The sequence below is a fragment of the Sulfuriflexus sp. genome (assembly GCF_032250955.1).
In the GTDB taxonomy this organism is placed as follows: domain Bacteria; phylum Pseudomonadota; class Gammaproteobacteria; order AKS1; family AKS1; genus Sulfuriflexus.
The window spans coordinates 24,712-45,236 of sequence record NZ_JAVVES010000002.1; the positions used below are offsets into that span (position 1 = coordinate 24,712).

Here is a 20,525-nt window from a genome sequence, read left to right on the forward strand (position 1 = left end):
TTTGCGCCTTTAAATTCTGAAATTGATCATGCGTCGTATAACGATGTAGCCAATAGCCATTAATAAGATCTGGACGCCAATTATTGTTCTGCCCATCGGCTCCTCAAACAAGGTTTCCAGATAGCCCGGATTGAATATAGTAATCGCCCCTGCAACAATAAATGGCAGTGCAATGAGTATTCGCGCGGACAAGCGCATCTCAGCAGCCTGAATAATAATTTCGCGAAGTGTCCTGGCCCGCTCACGCATGACAGCGGAAATTTTGTTCAGCACGTCGGCAAGATTGCCGCCAGTAGTGCGCTGGATCAAGACTGCGGTAATAAAATAATGAAGCTCATCACAGCCGACACGATTGCCCAGGTTATACAGGGCATCTTCGATCTCAAGCCCGTAGTTCATCTCATCAAAAGTGATACCAAACTCTTTACCAATAGGGTCGCCAAGTTCTCCTGCAACCGACTTTAATGAGGCAGAGAAGGGGTTGCCGGCACGAAGACTCCGAGCAATGTAATCAAGCGCATCGGGCAATTGTTCTGTGAAGCGCAGCTGGCGCTTTTTGCGAAGCCTCAGGATATATATGTACGGTGCCGCGAAACCTGTAGTTATTGCAATAATCACGGCTAGCGCCGTATGAACAGGTGTTAATTTCAGTAAGGCAAGCACAATAAGCACTGATAGAAGAATCTGCAGACCAATCAATTTGGTGACCGTCAACCTTGTGCCGGCTTGTCCCAACAGTCGGTCTATCGCGTGCGCACGCGGGATAGTCATTAGCACGCGGTTCAATATCGGTACAGAACTCAACGCGCGGTTCTTTATCAGGTCCAAGATTTCCTTACCGTGATCACCACCTGCTGACAGTGTGCGTAAGCGTTTCTGTATTTTGGCATCACCCTCCTCATGAATGGCACGCCAAAGCAGGTAGAACCCCTCTATCATAAGTACCACTGCAATAAAGGCTAATATAGAAACGACGATATTGATGATATTCTCCACGGTGATAATCCCCTATTCGTACACGCGTTCCGGATCAAATATCTCATCATCGAGGTGAATGCCACGCTCTTTGAAGCGCTTGAGCATAATAGGACGGACACCCGTTGCCCTGAACTCACCAACCACATGACCGCTATCATCGACTGTCTTGCGCCTGTAACCGAAAATCTCCTGCATATTGATAACGGTTTCTTCCATGCCGGTGATTTCCTGAATACTGGTGATAACACGACGCCCGTCTATCAAGCGTTCCACATCTACTAGCAAATGCAAGGCTGCCGAGATTTGCTGCCTGATCACCAGAGGAGGAATTGCTACGCCACTCATGCCTACCATGTGTTCGAGTCGGGTCAGGGCATCGCGTGGTCCATTAGCATGTATCGTCGTTAACGAGCCATCATGCCCCGTGTTCATCGCCTGCAACATATCAAGTGACTCGCCACCACGGACCTCACCTACGATTATCCTGTCCGGTCTCATTCGCAATGTATTCCTGACCAGGTCACGTTGCGTAATCTCTCCCTTTCCCTCAATATTCGCTGGACGAACTTCCAACCTGGCCACATGAGGTTGCTGCAATTGAAGTTCCGCAGAGTCTTCAATCGTGACAATACGTTCTGTCACCGGAACAAAGCCTGACATAGCGTTGAGCAATGTTGTTTTACCGCTACCGGTGCCGCCGGAAATCATAATATTGACCCGCGCCTTGATTACTGCCTCGAAAAAGTCTGCCATTGGCGGCGTGAGCGATTTAAAGGTAATCAAATCCAGCATTGTGTAGGGGTCGACGCTGAATTTTCGAATCGACAAAAGCGGACCATCGACAGCGGCAGGTTTGATAATGGCATTAACACGTGAACCATCTTTCAGGCGCGCATCAACCATAGGCGATGATTCGTCGATACGGCGACCTACACTGCTTGCGATTTTGTCAATTATCCGCAGCAGATGTTCGTTATTCTGGAAACGGACGTCCGTTTTTTCCAGCAAACCACGCCGTTCAACATAGACCTGGTTATAGGTGTTGACGAGAATATCCGATATAGTCGGGTCTGCGAGCAACGGTTCAAGCGGCCCCAGGCCCAGCACTTCATCCTGGATCTCGCTTGTAAGCACAACCCGTTCAGCAGCATTCAGCGGGATCGATTCTTCATCGAGCATTTCTCGTACCAGATCATTTATCTGGCTTCGTACCAGGGCAGGTTCCAGCTCATCGATAATCTTCAGGTTAAGGCGGTCAAGCAAACGACGATGAATGCGACTCTTGATCTCCTGCAGTTCCTCCCCTGTTTCCAGTTTTGTCACTTCTCCTGAATTAGACATGGTTCGCTCCCGTATAGTTTTATTAGCACTGTTTAATCTCCGCCCATCTCGTTCTGCTAGTTGGCATGCCCAAACAGCTTTTTGAACAGCCCGGATTTGTCTTCTTTCCTGTCAAAATGACTTTTTGCAAGATTTTCAGCAAAGCTCTCAATATCCCTGGTCATGTCTGATCGCTTATCGATTTCCACAACCAGCAAGCCCTGATCCTGAGCATCGGCCGCTGCCTCATAGTCATTACGCACCCTGTGAACTCTTTTCTTGTGCAGAACCTCCTTGAGACTATCGATACTGACACTGTGCATTTTCGACATGGCACGGTTATTTACTATCTCAATCGCATCTATAGCTATCCCCTTCAATGGCAGATGCTCAATCAGGAGCCTTGCGTCATGAATCGTCGGAATATCATTCTGCACGACGAGCATCACCGGTTCGGCCAGCGCCAGGATGGCATATGTCCAGGGCATAAAAACGCGTGGCATATCAACAATAACAAAATCGTAATTCTCAACGGCCACATGCATTAACTGGGTTACTGCCTGCTCGGAAATGCCGTCATAGGAGCTTAGATCCCCAGGTGAGGCCAGAATTTCAAGGCCACTTGAATGATGGGTCATCAATGCCCGCAAGAAAATGGGATCCAGTCGGTCTGGCTCCAGCAAGGCATCCATTACATTGCTGCGCGGCTTGAGATCAAGCAGCGTGGCTGCCGAGCCAAACTGGATATCCATATCTATCAGGGCAACGCTGGCGTCATAATTTCTCCTGAGCAAGTAAGCAACATTTACCGCCAGTGTCGTCGCGCCACTGCCGCCCTTGGCATTCATAAACGCTGTCAACCCGCCTCTTTTTCCTTGTGCGCTTCTTTGCATTGCACGCTTATCGGCAAGTACTTTACTGACGCCAATCACCATTTCCTGGACTTGCAATGGTTGCGGATAGACGTCCTTCACGCCAGCGCGCATCAAACGACGTGTTGTATCAACATCGCTACCCTTTGTCGTGACAAAGACGGAAATCCGATCTCCATGTTCTTTCAGAATGTTTTCAATATCAGCTATATCTTTTTCCCTATGCCCATTGACCTCAAACATAACGACGTCTGGCAGTTCTTTCAGACCCACCTCACTTAGCGAGCGGTCATCGCCAACCATGCGCAGAGAAATATTAATCCCTTCTATGCGGCTCAATGCCGCCTCGATTTGTTTGCGTGTCTCTTCATGAATCAAAAGGGCAACGACTTTTAGTATTGTACGCATAGAATTCAAATCCATTCGTAAATTAGCATTGTGATATAAACCTGTATCTCTCGTTTACGGTGGCGCCGGTAATACAGTTCCCAGATCCTCACCCGTGCGTGTTGTTTCAAACGGTGGCATTGTGATCGCCACATTATCAAGCCCAAGAATACCTGGCACGATAAATCGATACTGCACCCCGCTGGTACTCACTTTCACAACCGGAATTGTCTGTGCCAGACCCGAAAACCCGGCATCGGAACATGAGTAACTGATCTTCACGTTGGCACCGACCGATGTCTCTATCAAAGGCTGTTGCCGACGCATCTGTTCAACGATACTGCAGGCTGCATTATCTATCGTATATGGCTCGGCGAACTCGCAATCGCCGGCCACATTTACATCTTCAAGCGGATTGAACTCCGTGGAAGCGCTGTCACAGACAAGTGGGCCACCGGCACAGGCCACCCCTTCCGAGGTGCCGTAAATATCACACGCAGGGTCATTGACGATGGCATAGCGCGCGCCGACACGGGTGGCCTCGACAACACGCGACCAGTTGAAAATCACGAGGGAAAATTCGATGATACCAAAGACCAGCGCCAGGAACAGTGAAATGACAATGGCCATCTCGACCATAGTCGCCCCCCTATGCTTCCTCTTCAGGGCCAGGTGGAATGTCCGATTATTCGCCAATGTAACGTTCCTCGGTTCTCGCCGTAAGTGTAATGAGGTCCAGATTGATAAACGGGATAATGGAGCCGCCAAATATCGAATCAAATTCAGACTGGGCCACGATGTTTATCACGCAGGCATTTTTCGTATTACCACTATAGGAAAATTGTCTGGGTAACACCTCGAAGGTAGTGACTGTTATCGCATTCAGCAGTTCCGTACCCCCGGAAGCAGTCTGGCCGGTCTTAACAAGGTTTTCTGCACGATCACGAAAAGCAGCCCAGTTTGCACCCTCAGTACAGTCAGGATTCACAACCTCACCATTGGCCCGGGCCATGTAACGCGTACCCGTTACGACTGCTTTTGTCAGCGTATTCCACTGGAACAGGGCCCTGCCCAGTTCCGTGATACCGAACACAAGCATTACGAGCAATGTAACGATAAGGGCGAATTCGACCATCGCCGCCCCCGCACTAAATTTTGCTGGCTGTTTATTCATAGAGCTGGATCACCACCCGCACATCACCGGTGTCCTCGGTCAGGCCGATAAACTCACTGTATAATTCAAATTTATCCGGGCTGGGACCGGGATCCTCGGCATGCTGCGTCATGAAAAATTCGAGGAAGCGTCCATTCAAGCTGCTAACTTCCAGATCGTTGATGTTGCCATGCAGGTTCAATAATTCACAATCCAGGGCCGCTACATGCATGACGCGTCGTTTCACATTAGTCGTAACGCCCTCGGTCTTATCCGAAGGGAAGATCGGCGGTGTAAGTGGATAAGCCACGGTGGGATATATGTTATTAGTTACCTGATAGTTATCGCAGGTTGTATCGCCGTCCGGGCAATAGAAATGGGCCGGAACTGGTTCGCCATGACACAGCGTCGGCCGGTAATCCTTGTCGTTGGGGTCACAATTGTAGGCGATGCCCAGATCATCCCGGTTATTCGCGTATGGACCCGGCCCCGGTGCGGGTTCAAAAACCCGGTCAGCCGGGAATTCAGTGTTACTACCCGGCGTCGCAACGGGTGCCCCATTATCACCAATCAAACCAAGCTCCCACTGGTAGGTTCGATGGCGCGACCAGGTCTCGTAACCCGCCGGGCGTACCGCCAGTGCTGCATGGTATCGATTCCAGTATCCGACGCGATCCCAGATGCCACTACCAATACGAGGTGCATCGTCACCGGCAAGAATCGCGGCAAGAATGTCATTATCACGTGGATAGTTAATTACGTTTGGTGCCGGCGGGTACTCCGCGGCCGTAAACTTGCCTTCGTACAGGTCGAAACGCGTGTTGAAACCACGCCGTGACGGCTGGGCCTTTTGCCCTGGTGCCGAGGTAATTTTCGGCGGGTCGCAACTCTCCTCTACCGCACCGGCAAGAAACTCTGCCAGGTCCGGCGCACCTTTCGAACCCGCCGGGATCAGGAAGGCAAAATTCCCTGGTACCCATGAACTACCCTTATCACCGTGCTGACGCAGGCGCACCATTTCACCCGGTTGCATCGGCCAGGTGCTCTCGTCGGTACTATTAAAGTTAGTGACGTCATCGAAACACATGAGAAAAGGTGGCTTGATACAGACGACGGTTTGCCGCCCCGCCAGTGCGCGTGCCGCAAGACCTTGCTCAAGAGGTGTTGTCTCACCAAGAAGCTGTAAGACCGGAAGAAAGAACAACTGGATCCCCTCGCCGGGTCCTGTCAGGTCGATTGTGATATCGACAAAACGGGCATCACCATCATTCGTAGCCAGTACCTTGACAGGATCGATACTTGAATAGAAGGTGTATTGACCATCCTGCAGGTCATCATCTGCTGTAAATTGCCCCAGGAAGATACCCCTATCAACGAGTAGCTCCCTGGAGGCCTGTCGCGCACGCAAGCGAGCATCTGTGCCACTGTCCAGTTCAGCCGCGGCGGCAGTGGCCGCCGCGTCCACCGCATTTTGAACTTCAGTGCGCAATACAAACAGGCGTCCCAAATCCAGCGCCAGCGCAGCGATACCGACCAGAACCACGATAAAAATCGCCGTCATGACCAGGGTTGCCCCCTGCTGTTTTCTTGAATATCCGTTCATAGCCCACCCCTACCCGAACTAAGACATCTTTACTTCATTAATTAGATGAAGAAGTCATGTCTGTTATCAACCGTTCATTATCAACCTTGCCATCATCCTTGCGGTATTGTTCCAGGGAATTCTCGACCTTTTGCCCACCCAGTGTTGCTGGTGGCAGGTCTTCCTGCCCGGCCTTAGGATCGATCACCTGCTGAGCGATATTGGTTCGCACGGCATTACCAAAATCCTCGCTCAGGGTCGGCTGATGAACCTGACTGCAACCTGTCAGGTACACAGACAGAATGACCGGAACCGCTGTTATATATCTAATGTCCATGATCTAATCCCCTCAGAGTTGATGACCGTGAGCACCGTCAATGCCCGCTGGTGTCTGTGATTCAGTACTGGTATTTCCTGTCGGCACCTGACCTTCGAGACGACCGTCAAGATACTGATCCTTGCTGCTCGGCGGGATGAAGCCATCTGTCGGCAATACCAGTCGACCCGGTGGTACCGGCTTGACCAGACGAGGAGTCACCAGAACAACCAGCTCTGTTTCATGGCGCTGGAAGTCTGTACTGCGGAACAGTGCCCCGAGTACCGGAAGTGAACCCAGACCGGGGAATTTGTCGACGGCATTATTGATGTCATTTTGCAGTAATCCCGCAATAGCGAAACTTTGTCCATCCGCCATCTCTACCGTCGTGGCTGTCCGACGTGTGGTAATCCCTGGCACAGCGGTACCCGCGACTGATGTTCCGGTCGAGGTATCAATTGCCGATACCTCGGTATTCAGCTTCAGGTTGATCTTCTTGTTGCTTAATACCGTTGGTGTAAACTTCAAGCCGACACCAAATTCCTTAAACTCAACCGTAATACCCGCCGTACCGCCTGCACCACCACTTCCTGTCTGCGCCACTGGTACCGGGAATTCTCCACCGGCGAGGAAACTTGCTTCATGTCCAGACAGTGCAACAATATTTGGCTCCGCTAAAGTATTTGCCAGACCCTGTTCTTCCAGCGCCTGCAGCGTCAGGCCGAGCGATGAAAAGATCCCCGTCTCGGTCAGGCTGAATGTACCGAAGGAATTAGTCAGGGCCGTGCCGGTAATCAGGCTGAGAACACTCAGGTCCTTGGTGCCACCACCGGTACCCTTGATATTGGTCTGTATGCCAAGGTCCTTCAACGACGAACGCGAGACCTCGGAGATCCGTGCCTCGAGCATGACCTGCTGGCCACCCCCTACCTGCATGAGGTTGAGCACATTTTTACCCGGTGCAAAACTTCTCGTAATGGCCAGGGCGGTATCCATTGCCAGGGCATTCGAGGCCTGCCCTGCCAGCATCACCGAATCATTGGAACTACGCACCTCGATGCTATCTTGCTCAGGTAAGACCTCATGAATCTTGCGCTTGATAGCCACGATGTCATAACCAACGACGATGTCCATTAGCGCAATCAACTGCTTATTCTTGTTCCGAAAAGCCAGATTGGTCCGTCCCGGCGCCTTGCCCAGCACTAGCACCTGTTGTGATGACAGGAGCTTCACATCTGCAATATCAGGGTTACCTATAAAGACTTCCTTGAGTCGTTGCGGCGAATAAATGATCTCCGATTTGCCGACAGCAAGCTCGAGTTCGCTTGATGCAACACCCTCGCCAAGTTCGAGCCTGTATTGTTCCAGCGCGAATGCCTGAGGCGAGGCCCAGAACATGGCAAGCGCCACAAGCCAGATCCCTTTTTTAACAAGATCCGTATAGCTTCTTCTCATATGCCTAGTCATGTTCATCTCCCTTACATCAATTCGCTGTTTTAGCCGCACCACCCGAAGCTGCCGGGGTCTTTATATCGTCTACCTTGTACTGGGTGATACTCAGTCCGCGGATAACATTCACATTGCTGCGCCTATTAGCTTGTTGGACAACATTGCCCGTTTTGGTTTTCCTGACTACCGGCGTAAAGGTTTTTAGCGAGGACAATGTAATCTGACTATCCGGGGCAACAGAGACATCGCCTTCATTCCTGAGCATCAGGTTGAGATCACCAACGCTCTGGGCAAGGGTTAACTTCTTGCCCTCCTCCGGCATCACCAACAAGGTCACCGCATTCACAACTTTCGGGGTATCCTCTTTTTCCGAGCTTAGCTGGTCAACGCCAAGTACCATGATGTTCTGCAACAATGTCCGGGTCACGGGGTGCTTGTCCTTCCTGCCGGCGCTACTGGTCAACATGACATCGACTCGGTCGCCGGGAAGTACGAAACCAGCCACACCGCGCACTTCGTTTACGGCTATGGTAACCGCACGTTTCTCGGCCGGGATCCTCGGGGTGAGACCACCACGGGCGCCGTGTGTGGAAAGCTTGTATTGAATAACTGCTTCGCCCTTGCGTATCTCTTTGACGGCGACCGGAGCGTCATCGCCGAGAACCGCCGCCAGCTCCCCAAAATATCCTTCAGGCAGACTTGAGGCTGGCCAGTCCACCGTTTTTAACATCAGTTTGTCCAGACGCGTGCCAACATCGATATCGTTGGCCGCCACCACTACCTGTCTGGTCTCAAGCGGTATCATCGCCGCCCCGTCATCTGTTTTTCGCGTCAATTGGGTATTAACCAGGTATACCGCTACCACACCCATAATTAACGCGACAGCTAACATTATCAGCGCCCGCATTTGCATGATGTCCCCCCCTCAGTAGATGGATTATGTTTGATTCAGTTATCACTCGTTACGAAATATGCTTCCCATGCCATGGCAAGCAGTTCCTTGCTCAAGCGTGGCCCTTCTCCCTCAAACAGGGAAAAATCGATCACCTTGTTAATTAAATCTCTCGGGTGGCATGCCGCCATGGGTTTACTGGCAGGCCGATAATATTCATGGATAAGAAAGTCCACCATGTCTGCGTTGTATTCAATATTGTCGGCCAGACAATATTGCTCAAAGATGCTGTGAAACTCCTGTTCAGTCACATAATCAATATGGATCTTGTAACCGAGGCGTCGCAGGAATGCCTCGTCGGCCAGCTCCTCAGGACGAATGTTCGTCGCAAATACCGGGATCAGGTCAAACGGTATCTGGAACTTGCTGCCGGTATGGAGTCCGAGGTAATCAACTTCGTTTTCAAGTGGCACAATCCAGCGATTCAACAGGGTCTTGGGCTGCACTATCTGCCTCCCCAGGTCATCGATCAGGAAAATGCCGCCATTTGCCTTCATCTGCAACGGTGCCTCATAAAAGCCTATATCCGGCTGATACTGCAGGTCGATCATATCCAGGGTCAGTTCACTGCCGGAAATGATTACCGGTCGATGACAGATAACCCAGCGCGCATCCACGTCTGGCACCGGGTGTCTGTGCAGGTCAGGGCTTACGACGGGATTGTCCTTCAGGTTTTCTCCCACCACCTTGTGATTCAGCGGGTCATAAACGCGGATGATCTGGCCGTCCACAATCACTGCATAGGGAATAGCGATATTACCCTGCAGCATCTTGAGCATCTGCGTGGCGAGAAATGTCTTTCCGGTACCCGGCGCACCATACATAAATAGTGTACCGCCACTGTTAAAGGCGGCACCAATCTGGGTGAGCACATTCTCATTAACAACAATATCGGCGTAAACCTTTTGCACATCGTCACGACTGGCAATTTGTCGACGTACTGACTGCGCCATGACCTGCTTGCTGTAGTTTTCAAGTGTCACCGGCAGCGGTCCGCAATAACTGCTCTCATCCAGATAGTTGCGTGCCCGCTCGCGTCCGCGATCCGTGAGCAGCAACTGCATAATGCCGCTAACCCCCGAGCCACCTTGAGCCCCGCGTGTCTCTACCAGCGCTTCATCGCGGAGAAAATGGGTCGGTTCTTCGATTAGTGACAGGGGAAGTGCCATTTTGCTCGCGAGTTCGTCACTGCGCATGGTGCCGCCGACGAGCAGGTGTTTGAGGAGTAACTTGGTTATCAGGTCGAAGGGGATGCCGAGGGCTTGCAGGGTTTGCGGAACAGTCGGATATTGCACCTGTGGTGCCGGTTTGCCATATAAATCAATTTTTTTATGACGGAATGATGAAAATAGCTCTGCTGTTATGCGCTGGCCTGATTCCTCCGTGAAGATATTCTTCATCACAATTTTTTCGCCTGTTTTTTTACTTATATCAACGGTCTACTGCCAGTCTCATGCAACTGCGCGGTAAGGTGTATGCAGCCTCCTGATTACAAACTCCGACGCGTTAACTGTCGCCGCCTATTACAATATCATTCAGAAATATCTTCTACGCCCCCCAGACATTTACTTACCTGGACGGGACATAGAAGGCCTGCTACCTAATTACCAGCTGGTGGTGCTACGGTGCTACTACGCCCGCAGCAGCCAGTTGATTCGATACTGCTGTGAATGCGGCGTTAATCTGCTGACCCAGAACGCCAATAATGACGATCGCAACAACAGAAATCAGCGCGACAAGAATGGCGTATTCGACCATGCTTGCACCTGACTCTTCCTTCATAAACCGGTTAAAATGCTTTTTCATTGCTGAAGTTCCTCCACCTTGGTTATCCCCCACAACTTCGGAATAGCTGCTTCGGGTAAGTCAATAAACTAATCCCTACTTCAAACTCAAGGTATCACAGATAATTGAAAAGCGGATATACGTATTATCACTATCCAGTATCAACAGGGCGTTTACTGGAATTTAGTAGAATACTGTTATGGGGTGATAGCTGGCAATTAGTCCTTTCGTACACACTCAGTTGACGCTTTGCAGGCGTGCCTGCCAGTAACTGGCATGCTGCGGGTTTTCGGAACCGAACCAGCCATGCCGGTAGGCACGGATGAGGAAACGTTGTGCCAGGGGGTTGCCCAGGTGGGCGGAACGGCGCAGCCAGATACGGGCCTTGGCGGGATCGTTTTGTCCTCCCTTCCCGTAGCTGCCCAGGTAGCTCAGGCCAAGCAAAAAACCGGCATCATGGCTGCCCTGATGTGCGGCACGTGTCAGCCAGGTACGGGCCTGCTGAATATCGCGTGTCACGCCTCTGCCCTCGCTATACATGATACCGAGCAGGGTCTGGGCATCGGTATTGCCATGCTGGGCCAGCGCCTCAAAACCCTCTCGCGCGGCCTGGTAACGCCCGGCATCAAGCGCAGCCACGGCATCCTCGATAGCCTCCGCGGCGCGGGCCTGCGCGTTGAACAACAGTAACGCAACCGTGAACATAACGAGCAGAGCCGCCAGCCGGCGGCAGAGGAAATGAATGGTGGGCAATAGGTTCATCTTCACCTGTCTGGCAGAATCCGTTACCTTGTAGTCTTTATAACGGCCGTGACCAAGGATTTTCCAGCCCATGCGTGTTCTTTTTGTTGGTTTTTTAATCAGTCTCTGCATCACTCTTGTTCCCCGGCAAGTCCTCGCCGATGACTTCCGTGATGGCGTAAGGGCTTATCAGCAAAAGGATTTTTCCCGTTCCCTGGCGCTCTGGTTGCCACTCGCCGAACAGGGCAATGTGCTGGTTCAGACCCTGGTCGGCACGATGTATGCCTATGGAGAGGGTACCGAACAAGATGATAAGGAAGCTGTGAAATGGTTCACACGCGCGGCAAGGCAAGGCTCGGCCCAGGCCCAGTACAACCTCGGCATCATGTATGAACAGGGCTTTGGGGTTGAAAAAGACCTCAACGAAGCCCGCCGCTGGCTGCTGGCCGCGGCAGTGCAGGGTCGGGAAGAGGCCCGTAAGCGCCTCGATACCTTGCCCTCCTCCCCCGTTGATAATGCCATGGCTAAACCGGACGTCACGCCAGGGTCCACCATTAAACACGATACCCACTCACCATCCGACTCAGTAACAACGACAGGCAACACTATCCCTGAAGCCGTTAACCCACCCGCACCAGCGGTTACCACTAGCGGCAAAAAGCCTGTGCCCGTCACTGAGAAAGTCGAGGAAGCCGCGCACGTCTTCGTACAGGAATCACCTGCTATCAGCACTGAAAACCCGGGGCCGGGGCTTGCGCCAGCCGGTGAAGCACAAGCTACTTTGCCTGACCGGGTAGTCGTTAGCGCTGAAAATTCGGAGCCCGGCCTTGAGCCGGTGTCGCCTATTGAGAGCGAGGAAGCACAATTCTCCTTGCCGGACTGGATCGTCATTAGCACCGAAAACTCGCTGCCCGGCCTTGACCCGGAGCCGACTATTGAAAGCGAGGAAACAGAATTTTCCTTGCCGAACTGGATCGTCATTAGCACCGAAAACTCGTACCCGGATCTTGATACCGCACCGGGCGAATAAATACGGTGCAATAAAAAAGGAGCCATTCGGCTCCTTTTTTAATCTTGCTTACCGAAAAGCTCAGGCTTCTTCGGTCACGGCCTTCATGCTCAGGCGGATGCGGCCTTGTTTGTCCACTTCCAGAACCTTGACCTTGATGGTTTCACCTTCGCTGAGCTTGTCGCTTACGTTCTCGACACGTTCGGTGGAGATCTGCGAGATGTGTACCAGGCCGTCTTTACCCGGCAGGATAGTCACAAAGGCACCGAAGTCCATGATCTTGGCGACCTTGCCTTCGTAAATAGTGCCGACTTCAACATCGGCCGTCAGCTGCTCAATGCGGCGACGGGCTTCCTGTGCCGCGGCATTGTCGGCAGAAGATACCTTTACCACACCGTCATCAGTGAGATCGATGCTGGTACCGGTTTCCTCAGTAATGGCGCGAATGGTTGCACCACCCTTACCAATCACATCGCGGATTTTGTCCGGGTTGATCTTGAAAGTCATGATACGCGGGGCATAGTCAGACAATTCCTGACGTGGTGCATCAAGCACCTTGTTCATTTCATCAAGAATATGCAGACGGGCTTCGAGTGCCTGATCAAGGGCGACCTGCATAATCTCGCGGGTAATGCCTTCGATCTTGATATCCATCTGCAAGGCAGTGATACCTTCTTTCGAACCGGCTACCTTGAAGTCCATATCGCCGAGGTGATCTTCATCACCGAGGATATCGGTCAGCACGGCAAACTTGTCGCCTTCCAGGATAAGACCCATGGCGATACCGGCAACCGGCGCCTTCAGGGGCACACCTGCATCCATCATAGCCAGGCTGGAACCACAAACGGAGGCCATCGAGCTGGAGCCGTTGGATTCGGTGATTTCAGAGACGACGCGAACAGAGTAAGGATACTCAGTCATGTCTGGCATAACGCCCAGGACACCACGCTTGGCGAGGCGGCCATGGCCGATTTCACGACGGCCCGGGCTGCCGGTGCGGCCGGTTTCGTTTACGCTGTATGGAGGGAAATTGTAGTGCAGCATGAACGGCTCTTTGCGGGTGCCTTCCAGTGCATCAATGACTTGCGCATCACGCTGCGTACCCAGCGTCGTAACCACCAGCGCCTGGGTTTCGCCACGTGTAAACAGGGCCGAACCATGGGTGCGCGGCAGGACGCCGACACGTACATTTATTGGACGCACGGTGCGCGTGTCACGGCCATCGATGCGCGGATGACCTTCAAGAATACGGCTGCGTACGATCTTCTTCTCGACCGAGGAGAAGGCGCCGCGCACATCATCGGCACTCCAGCCATCTTCACTGGCAACCGCTTCAACAGTCGTATTGCGGACTTCATCAATCTTGCTGTAACGGGCAAGCTTTTCTGCGATCTGGTAAGCCTCGGTCAGGCCGGCCGTGGCAACTTCAGCCACCTTGTCGTGCAGCGCGGTATCTTTCTCGGGAGCTTTCCAGTCCCAATGCTTCACGCCGGCTTCATTGGCGAACTCTTCAATCGTATCAATAACGATTTGCAGCTGTTCATGACCAAACATGACGGCACCGAGCATAACCTCTTCGGACAGGCAGTTGGCTTCAGATTCCACCATCAGCACCGCGCCCTTGGTACCGGCAACCACCAGGTTAAGATCGGATTCTTCAAGTGCTTCAAAACCGGGGTTCAGCAGGTATTCACCGTTTTTGTAGCCAACGCGCGCGGCACCAATCGGGCCGTTGAATGGCGCACCAGAAAGCGCCAGTGCTGCAGAGGTACCAATCATGGCCGGGATATCCGGGTCAATATCCGAGTCAATCGAGACGACGGTCGGGATAACCTGAACTTCGTTATAGAAACCCTTGGGGAACAACGGACGAATCGGACGGTCAATCAGGCGACTGGTCAGTGTTTCCTTTTCACTCGGACGGCCTTCCCGACGGAAAAAGCCACCCGGGATAACACCGGCTGCATAGGTCCGTTCCTGGTAGTTAACCGTGAGTGGAAAGAAGTCACGACCTGTGTCTGCTTCCGTTCTCGCCACGGCGGTAACGAGCAGGACGGTGTCGCCCATGCTGACCATAACGGCGCCGCTTGCCTGTCGTGCGATTTCACCTGTTTCGATGGTGACAGTATGGTTGCCATACTGAAAGGATTTCTTGATTGAAGTCACGGGGATTCCTTACGCTTGGATTCTGGTTTTCTGGCTTGGAATTATTATTACTTTCTCAGGCCAAGGCTTGAAATGAGTTCACGGTAACGGTTTACGTCCTTACGCTTGATGTAGTCCAGCAGCTTGCGACGCTTGTTAACCATTTTCAGCAGACCCTGACGGGAATGGTGATCGTGGATGTGCTCTTTAAAGTGGCCTGATAAATCATTAATGCGTGCAGACAAAATGGCTACCTGTACTTCAGGCGATCCTGTGTCGCTTTCGCCACGCTTATAGTCCTGGACAATCTGTCCTTTCTGTTCGGTACTAACGCTCATTTATTACTCCTGACCCGGGTCAAAACTGGATTTTTAAAGGCGCGTATTTTAAACCGCAGGCCTTTATATAACAAGGAAAAATTCTATTTTTGCGGCTCAAGCGCCTGCACCGAGCAGGCGTTTGGGCGCGACTCGCCCGTCGTCAAGGATTTGACCGACGCCAAGAAAGCATTCTGCCCCCACATTCAGCCGCACCCAGCCCTCGGTGGGGGCGTGCGGGACGATGACAGGCTGGCCCTGGCGCATGTAAAAGGCCATATCCTCACTCAGATTGACTTCAGGCCAGTCCAGCAGCGCACTGCTGGTCGGCTTGAGAAACTGTTTGAGTTGGCTCTTGTCCTGCTCATAGACGGCCTGCAGGGTATCAAGGGTCACCATATCCGCCTCGTCAAAGGGACCCAGCGCCGTACGGCGCAGGGCCGTCACATAGGCGCCGCAACCAAGCGCCTCGCCAATATCCTCAATAAGAGTACGGATATACGTGCCGCGTGAGCACTCAACCTCGATGGTGAAGCTGTCAGCCGTCAGTTCGACCAGCGACAGCGAGTAAATCGTGACCTGGCGGGCCTCGCGTTCAATCTCGATGCCCTGCCGGGCGAGCTTATACAATGGCTCGCCCTTGTGCTTGAGGGCCGAGTACATGGGGGGGACCTGGCTGATCTCGCCTTTAAACTGCTCGAGTACGGTCTCGACCTCGGCTATATCCAGGGCCGGGACTGGCCGGGTCTCGAGTACCGGGCCTTCGGCATCGCCGGTCGCGGTGATCTCACCGAGCTTGCCAGTGGCGCGGTAACGCTTGTTGGCATCAAACAGGAAATTGGAGATCTTGGTCGCCTCGCCAAAGCAAATCGCCAGCAGGCCACTGGCGAGCGGGTCGAGACTGCCGGTATGCCCCGCCTTGCGGGCAAAAAACAGGTTTTTGACTTCCTGCAGAGCCTTGTTGGAGCTCAGGCCCAGTGGCTTGTCGAGCAGAACGATGCCGCTGACATTGCGGCCACGATTCTTCCTACGCATGAATACTTATTCCTCGCCGCGCTCTTGCGAGACCGCGTCGTCGATCAATTGGGAGATACTGATACCCTTCTCGAGGGTATCGTCATAGACAAACTTTAGTTCAGGTACGATCCGCAGGTGCATCGACTTGCCGAGCTGGTGACGCAGGAAGCCTGCCGCCCTGGTCAGGGCCTTGATGATCTCGTCATGCTCCGTATCGGAAAGACTGGTGACATAGACCTGCGCATAGGCAAGATCACGGCTGAGTTTGACGCCAGCGATACTGACAAGACCCAGGCGCGGGTCTTTCAGTTCACGCTGCACAAGCTGGGCGAGTTCACGCTGAATCTGATCAGCAACTCGCTGGCTACGCGCAAATTCTCTTGGCATGAAGAACGCCTCGCAATAAATTAGTAGGGCTGTGCGGGAGTAGCAGCGCGACTAGAGTTCGCGCTGTACCAGTGTGCGTTCATAGACTTCGATCTTGTCACCCGGCTTGACGTCATTGTAGTTTTTCACGCCGATACCGCACTCGGTACCTGATTTAACTTCATTGACATCATCCTTGTGACGACGCAGTGATTCGAGTTCACCTTCATAAATCACCACTTCATCACGCAAAACACGGATCGGGCTGCTACGTTTAATCGTACCCTCCGCCACCATACAACCGGCGATGGCACCAAGCTTGCTGGAGCGGAACACATCTCGCACCTCGGCAAGACCAATGATTTCATCCTTGTATATCGGTTTAAGCATGCCAAGGACGGCGCTTTTGATTTCATCAATCGCATCATAGATTACGCTGTAGTAATGCAGGTCAATGCCCTCGTCAGCAATCAGTCTCTTCGCTGAACCATCGGCACGCACGTTAAAGCCGATTATGATTGCACCGGAAGTCAGTGCCAGTTGCGCGTCCGATTCATTAATAGCACCAACACCGCTGGAAACGATCTTGACTCTTACCTCATCGAAGGACAGGTCAGTCAGTGCATCGGACAGCGCCTCAACGGAACCACGCACATCCGCCTTGAGGACAATATTCAAATCAGTAACTTCACCACCTTCCATGCGCGAGAACATATTTTCAAGCTTGGCAGCCTGCTGACGTGCCAACTTGCTGTCACGTTCCTTGCTGTGACGGAATTCAGCAACCTCGCGGGCCTTACGTTCGTTTTCGACCACCAGCACATCGTCACCGGCATTCGGCGTACCGGAAAGACCGAGAATCTCTACCGGAATAGAAGGGCCGGCGGCATCAATCGGCTTGCTGTTTTCGTCGAGCATGGCACGGACGCGGCCGTATTCGCTACCCGTAAGCAGGAAGTCGCCCTTCCGCAAGGTACCGTTTTGCACCAGGATAGTCGCAACTGTACCGCGGCCCTTATCCAGACGCGACTCGATAACAACGCCTGATGCCGGGCAGTCTGTGATGGCGGTCAGTTCGAGCACCTCGGCCTGCAATGAAATTGCATCCAGCAGGTTATCAACACCCTGACCGGTCTGTGCGGAGACTTCGACAAACATCGTGTCGCCACCCCAGGATTCAGGTACAACTTCTTCAGCAACCAGTTCCTGCGAAACACGCTTCGGATCTGCGCCTTCTTTGTCCATCTTGTTAATGGCAATAATCAAGGACACGCCGGAGGCGCGGGCATGCTGGATGGCTTCCCGGGTTTGCGGCATCACGCCATCGTCCGCGGCTACAACGATCACGACGATATCCGTGACCTTGGCACCGCGAGCACGCATGGCGGTAAATGCGGCATGACCCGGCGTATCCAGGAAGGTAATCATGCCCTTGTCGGTCTCAACATGGTATGCGCCGATATGCTGGGTAATACCACCGGCCTCACCTGAGGCAACCTTGGTGCGTCGAATGTAGTCCAGCAAGGAGGTCTTACCATGGTCAACATGACCCATGATGGTAACGACCGGCGCACGCGGGATAGTTTCGCCCTCCACATTACCGGCGACCGTAGCGATCACCTCTTGTTCAATGGCATTTTCCTGGAACAGCTTGGGAATATGGCCCATCTCTTCAACAACAATACTGGCTGTTTCCTGATCAAGCACCTGGTTGATCGTGACCATGCTGCCCATGCCCATCAAGACCTTGATGACTTCGCCGGCCTTAATCTTCATGCGTTGGGCAAGTTCACCTACCGAGATAGTTTCCGGGACAGAGACTTCATGAACTGCCTGCTCGGTCGGTCTTTCAAAGCCGTGCTCGCCACCTGGGGAGGTTACCCGTGAGCGCCCTCTTGACTTCTTCTTGCGGCGTCCTGACTTGTCACCGGCAACATGTAATTCCTTGCGGCCGTACTTGGTTCTGGAAGGTGCCTCTTTCTTGGCAGCTGGCTTACGTGGCTCTGCAGCGGCGGCGGCCTCTGCTGCGACGCGTTTTTCTGCCTCAAGCCGGGCACGTTCTTCTTCCTCGGCCTTGGCACGGGTCTCTTCCTCGGCCTGTAATTTGGCGACGACTTTTTCTTCAGCTTTCTGTCGCTCTGATTCCTCACGCGCTGCGGCTTCCGCGGCGATGCGCAGGGCCTCTTCTTCCTTGCGGCGTGCTTCCTCTTCTATCTGCGCCTGTTCATCCAGCTTACGCTGTTCTTCAGCCTGAACCACGCTGCGTTTTACATAGGTACGTTTGCGGCGTACCTCAACGTTAACTGTCTTCGATGATCTGCCCGGACCACTTCCGCTCTGGCGAAGTTCACTAACCGTACGACGCTTCAGGGTAATCTTCTTCGGTTCAGCGATATCAGTATCGCCGGTTTCATCGGCTGCCTTACCGTGCGATCGGCGCAGATGACTCAGTAGCTTTACTTTTTCATCATCACTGATCGTGCCATCGGCATCTTTCATGGGCAAGCCAGCCTCTTCCAACTGGGAGATCAGGCGGTCTGCGGAAATTCCGATAACTTCGGCTAACTGTTTAACTGTAACTTCTGACATTAATTGTCACTCTCTGCTGTAAATACTCAGCTTTGCTCTTCGATTACTCTTCTGCTTCGGCAAACCATGGCTCACGTGCCTTCATGATCAGTGCACCGGCACGCTCTTCATCCATGTTTTCAACTTCCATCAACTCATCAATCGACTGTTCAGCGAGATCTTCCATTGTGATAATATTCTTGCTGGCCAGCATGTAAGCCAGGCTCTCATCCATGCCTTCCATATTTAACAGGTCATCTGCCGGTTTTTTATCGCCGAGCAATTCTTCTGTAGCGATAGCTCGTGTCAACAGGACATCCTTGGCACGGTTACGTAGTTCTTCCACAATATCTTCGTCAAACTCTTCGATTTCGAGCATTTCTTCCATTGGCACATAAGCGACTTCTTCAATGGTAGTGAAACCTTCCTGTACCAGGATAACAGCCACTTCCTCATCAACATCGAGCTGCTCGACAAACAATTGCTGTGCCTTACCCGCTTCAACTTCATTCTTTTCATCAGCCTGGCTTTCGGTCATCACGTTCAGTTCCCAGCCAGTCAACTCACTGGCAAGGCGAACGTTCTGGCCGCCACGACCAATGGCCTGGGAGAGCTGGTCTTCATCAACGGCGACATCCATGCTGTGTGAATCTTCATCGATCACAATCGACTGTACTTCTGCCGGTGACATGGCATTAATCACAAACTGTGCCGGGTTATCGTCCCAGAGGATAATGTCGACGCGCTCGCCGGCAATTTCACCAGAAACGGCCTGGACGCGCGAACCGCGCATTCCCACACAGGCACCTACCGGGTCGATGCGCTGGTCATTACTACGAACGGCGATCTTGGCACGCAGGCCCGGGTCACGGGCAGCCGCCAGAATATCAATCAGCTCGTCACCGACTTCGGGCACTTCCAGCTTGAACAGTTCAATCAAAAACTCGGGACGCACGCGCGAGACAAACAACTGCGGACCGCGCGGTTCTGAACGCACCTCGTAAAGGTAGCCACGCAGACGGTCACCGCTTCGGACCGGTTCACGCGGGATCATTTCTTCACGGGCAATAAGGGCCTCGGCATTGTTCCCCAGGTCCAGGATGACATTGCCGCGTTCTACACGTTTGACGATACCGTTAACCAGTTCGCCGACACGACTTTTGTAAGCATCAACCACCTGGGCGCGCTCGGCTTCACGCACCTTCTGCATAATAACCTGCTTGGCAGTTTGTGCAGCGATACGGCCAAACTCTTCATTCTCAAGTTGCTCTTCGATGATGTCACCGACATCAGCACCCGGTTTATATTCCTGGGCTTCATCAACAGTCAGAATCTGATTGGCAATTTCAACATCGAAATCCTCATCGGCAATGACTATCCAACGACGGAAGGTCTCATAGTCACCCGTTTCACGGTCAATATTCACGCGCACGTCGATATCACCTTCGTGACGCTTCTTGGTGGCGGTTGCCAATGCGGCTTCGATCGCCTGGAAAATGATTTCCTTATCGACGCCCTTTTCATTTGAAACGGCATCTGCAACCAACAAAATTTCTTTCGACATATCC

At 52.7% G+C, this 20,525-nt stretch carries 19 protein-coding genes; 1 reads left to right on the plus strand and 18 read right to left on the minus strand.

Features of this window, described 5'->3' with window-relative positions; all coding sequences use genetic code 11:
• Window positions 1-9 precede the first annotated feature (9 nt).
• The 12 genes from RQ738_RS00470 to RQ738_RS00525 form a co-directional block, all read right to left on the minus strand.
• Window positions 10-996, minus strand: coding sequence for a type II secretion system F family protein (locus RQ738_RS00470; protein WP_314161403.1), 987 nt, complete (start codon window positions 994-996; stop codon window positions 10-12).
• 12 nt (window positions 997-1,008) lie between these two features.
• Window positions 1,009-2,319, minus strand: a complete 1,311-nt coding sequence (locus RQ738_RS00475) for a CpaF family protein (RefSeq protein ID WP_314161405.1) — start codon at window positions 2,317-2,319, stop codon at window positions 1,009-1,011.
• A 56-nt stretch (window positions 2,320-2,375) separates the two neighbouring features.
• Window positions 2,376-3,593: a CpaE family protein gene (locus RQ738_RS00480; protein ID WP_314161407.1), complete on the minus strand. Its 1,218-nt coding sequence runs from the start codon at window positions 3,591-3,593 to the stop codon at window positions 2,376-2,378.
• Window positions 3,594-3,632: 39 nt separating this feature from the next.
• Complete coding sequence (locus tag RQ738_RS00485; protein ID WP_314161408.1) at window positions 3,633-4,196, minus strand: pilus assembly protein; 564 nt, start codon at window positions 4,194-4,196, stop codon at window positions 3,633-3,635.
• A 46-nt stretch (window positions 4,197-4,242) separates the two neighbouring features.
• Window positions 4,243-4,731, minus strand: coding sequence for a TadE family protein (locus RQ738_RS00490; RefSeq protein ID WP_314161410.1), 489 nt, complete (start codon window positions 4,729-4,731; stop codon window positions 4,243-4,245).
• Window positions 4,724-6,313 carry a pilus assembly protein TadG-related protein gene (locus RQ738_RS00495; protein WP_314161412.1) on the minus strand — a complete coding sequence of 530 codons (1,590 nt, stop codon included), beginning with the start codon at window positions 6,311-6,313 and terminating at the stop codon, window positions 4,724-4,726. The genes RQ738_RS00490 and RQ738_RS00495 overlap by 8 nt, the downstream gene beginning before the upstream one ends.
• Window positions 6,314-6,350: 37 nt before the next feature.
• A complete protein-coding gene (locus RQ738_RS00500) occupies window positions 6,351-6,629 on the minus strand; it encodes a hypothetical protein (RefSeq protein WP_314161413.1) in 279 nt (92 codons plus the stop codon).
• 12 nt (window positions 6,630-6,641) lie between these two features.
• Window positions 6,642-8,075, minus strand: coding sequence for a type II and III secretion system protein family protein (locus RQ738_RS00505; protein WP_314161414.1), 1,434 nt, complete (start codon window positions 8,073-8,075; stop codon window positions 6,642-6,644).
• Window positions 8,076-8,091: 16 nt separating this feature from the next.
• A complete protein-coding gene (cpaB, locus tag RQ738_RS00510; protein ID WP_314161415.1) occupies window positions 8,092-8,949 on the minus strand; it encodes a Flp pilus assembly protein CpaB in 858 nt (285 codons plus the stop codon).
• A 56-nt stretch (window positions 8,950-9,005) separates the two neighbouring features.
• Window positions 9,006-10,409 carry an AAA family ATPase gene (locus tag RQ738_RS00515; RefSeq protein ID WP_314161416.1) on the minus strand — a complete coding sequence of 468 codons (1,404 nt, stop codon included), beginning with the start codon at window positions 10,407-10,409 and terminating at the stop codon, window positions 9,006-9,008.
• Window positions 10,410-10,629: 220 nt separating this feature from the next.
• On the minus strand, window positions 10,630-10,815 hold the full coding sequence (locus RQ738_RS00520) for a Flp family type IVb pilin (RefSeq protein ID WP_314161417.1): 186 nt from the start codon (window positions 10,813-10,815) through the stop codon (window positions 10,630-10,632).
• Window positions 10,816-11,031: 216 nt separating this feature from the next.
• On the minus strand, window positions 11,032-11,628 hold the full coding sequence (locus tag RQ738_RS00525; RefSeq protein WP_314161418.1) for a tetratricopeptide repeat protein: 597 nt from the start codon (window positions 11,626-11,628) through the stop codon (window positions 11,032-11,034).
• Here RQ738_RS00525 and RQ738_RS00530 point away from each other — a divergent pair.
• Entirely contained in the window at window positions 11,627-12,565 is a 939-nt protein-coding gene (locus RQ738_RS00530; RefSeq protein WP_314161419.1) for a hypothetical protein, read from the plus strand. The genes RQ738_RS00525 and RQ738_RS00530 overlap by 2 nt on opposite strands.
• Before the next feature lie 60 nt (window positions 12,566-12,625).
• On the opposite strand, the gene pnp is transcribed toward RQ738_RS00530, so the two are convergent.
• From pnp to nusA, 6 genes are all read right to left on the minus strand, one after another.
• Window positions 12,626-14,710 (minus strand): polyribonucleotide nucleotidyltransferase, encoded by a 2,085-nt coding sequence (pnp, locus tag RQ738_RS00535; protein WP_314161420.1) that lies wholly within the window; start codon window positions 14,708-14,710, stop codon window positions 12,626-12,628.
• A 47-nt stretch (window positions 14,711-14,757) separates the two neighbouring features.
• Window positions 14,758-15,027, minus strand: a complete 270-nt coding sequence (gene rpsO, locus RQ738_RS00540) for a 30S ribosomal protein S15 (protein WP_314161421.1) — start codon at window positions 15,025-15,027, stop codon at window positions 14,758-14,760.
• A 96-nt stretch (window positions 15,028-15,123) separates the two neighbouring features.
• Window positions 15,124-16,041 carry a tRNA pseudouridine(55) synthase TruB gene (gene truB / locus RQ738_RS00545; RefSeq protein ID WP_314161422.1) on the minus strand — a complete coding sequence of 306 codons (918 nt, stop codon included), beginning with the start codon at window positions 16,039-16,041 and terminating at the stop codon, window positions 15,124-15,126.
• A gap of 6 nt (window positions 16,042-16,047) precedes the next feature.
• Complete coding sequence (gene rbfA / locus RQ738_RS00550; protein WP_314161423.1) at window positions 16,048-16,410, minus strand: 30S ribosome-binding factor RbfA; 363 nt, start codon at window positions 16,408-16,410, stop codon at window positions 16,048-16,050.
• A 51-nt stretch (window positions 16,411-16,461) separates the two neighbouring features.
• Window positions 16,462-18,978 carry a translation initiation factor IF-2 gene (gene infB, locus RQ738_RS00555; protein ID WP_314161424.1) on the minus strand — a complete coding sequence of 839 codons (2,517 nt, stop codon included), beginning with the start codon at window positions 18,976-18,978 and terminating at the stop codon, window positions 16,462-16,464.
• A 43-nt stretch (window positions 18,979-19,021) separates the two neighbouring features.
• Window positions 19,022-20,521, minus strand: coding sequence for a transcription termination factor NusA (gene nusA, locus RQ738_RS00560; RefSeq protein ID WP_314161425.1), 1,500 nt, complete (start codon window positions 20,519-20,521; stop codon window positions 19,022-19,024).
• Window positions 20,522-20,525: the final 4 nt, after the last annotated feature.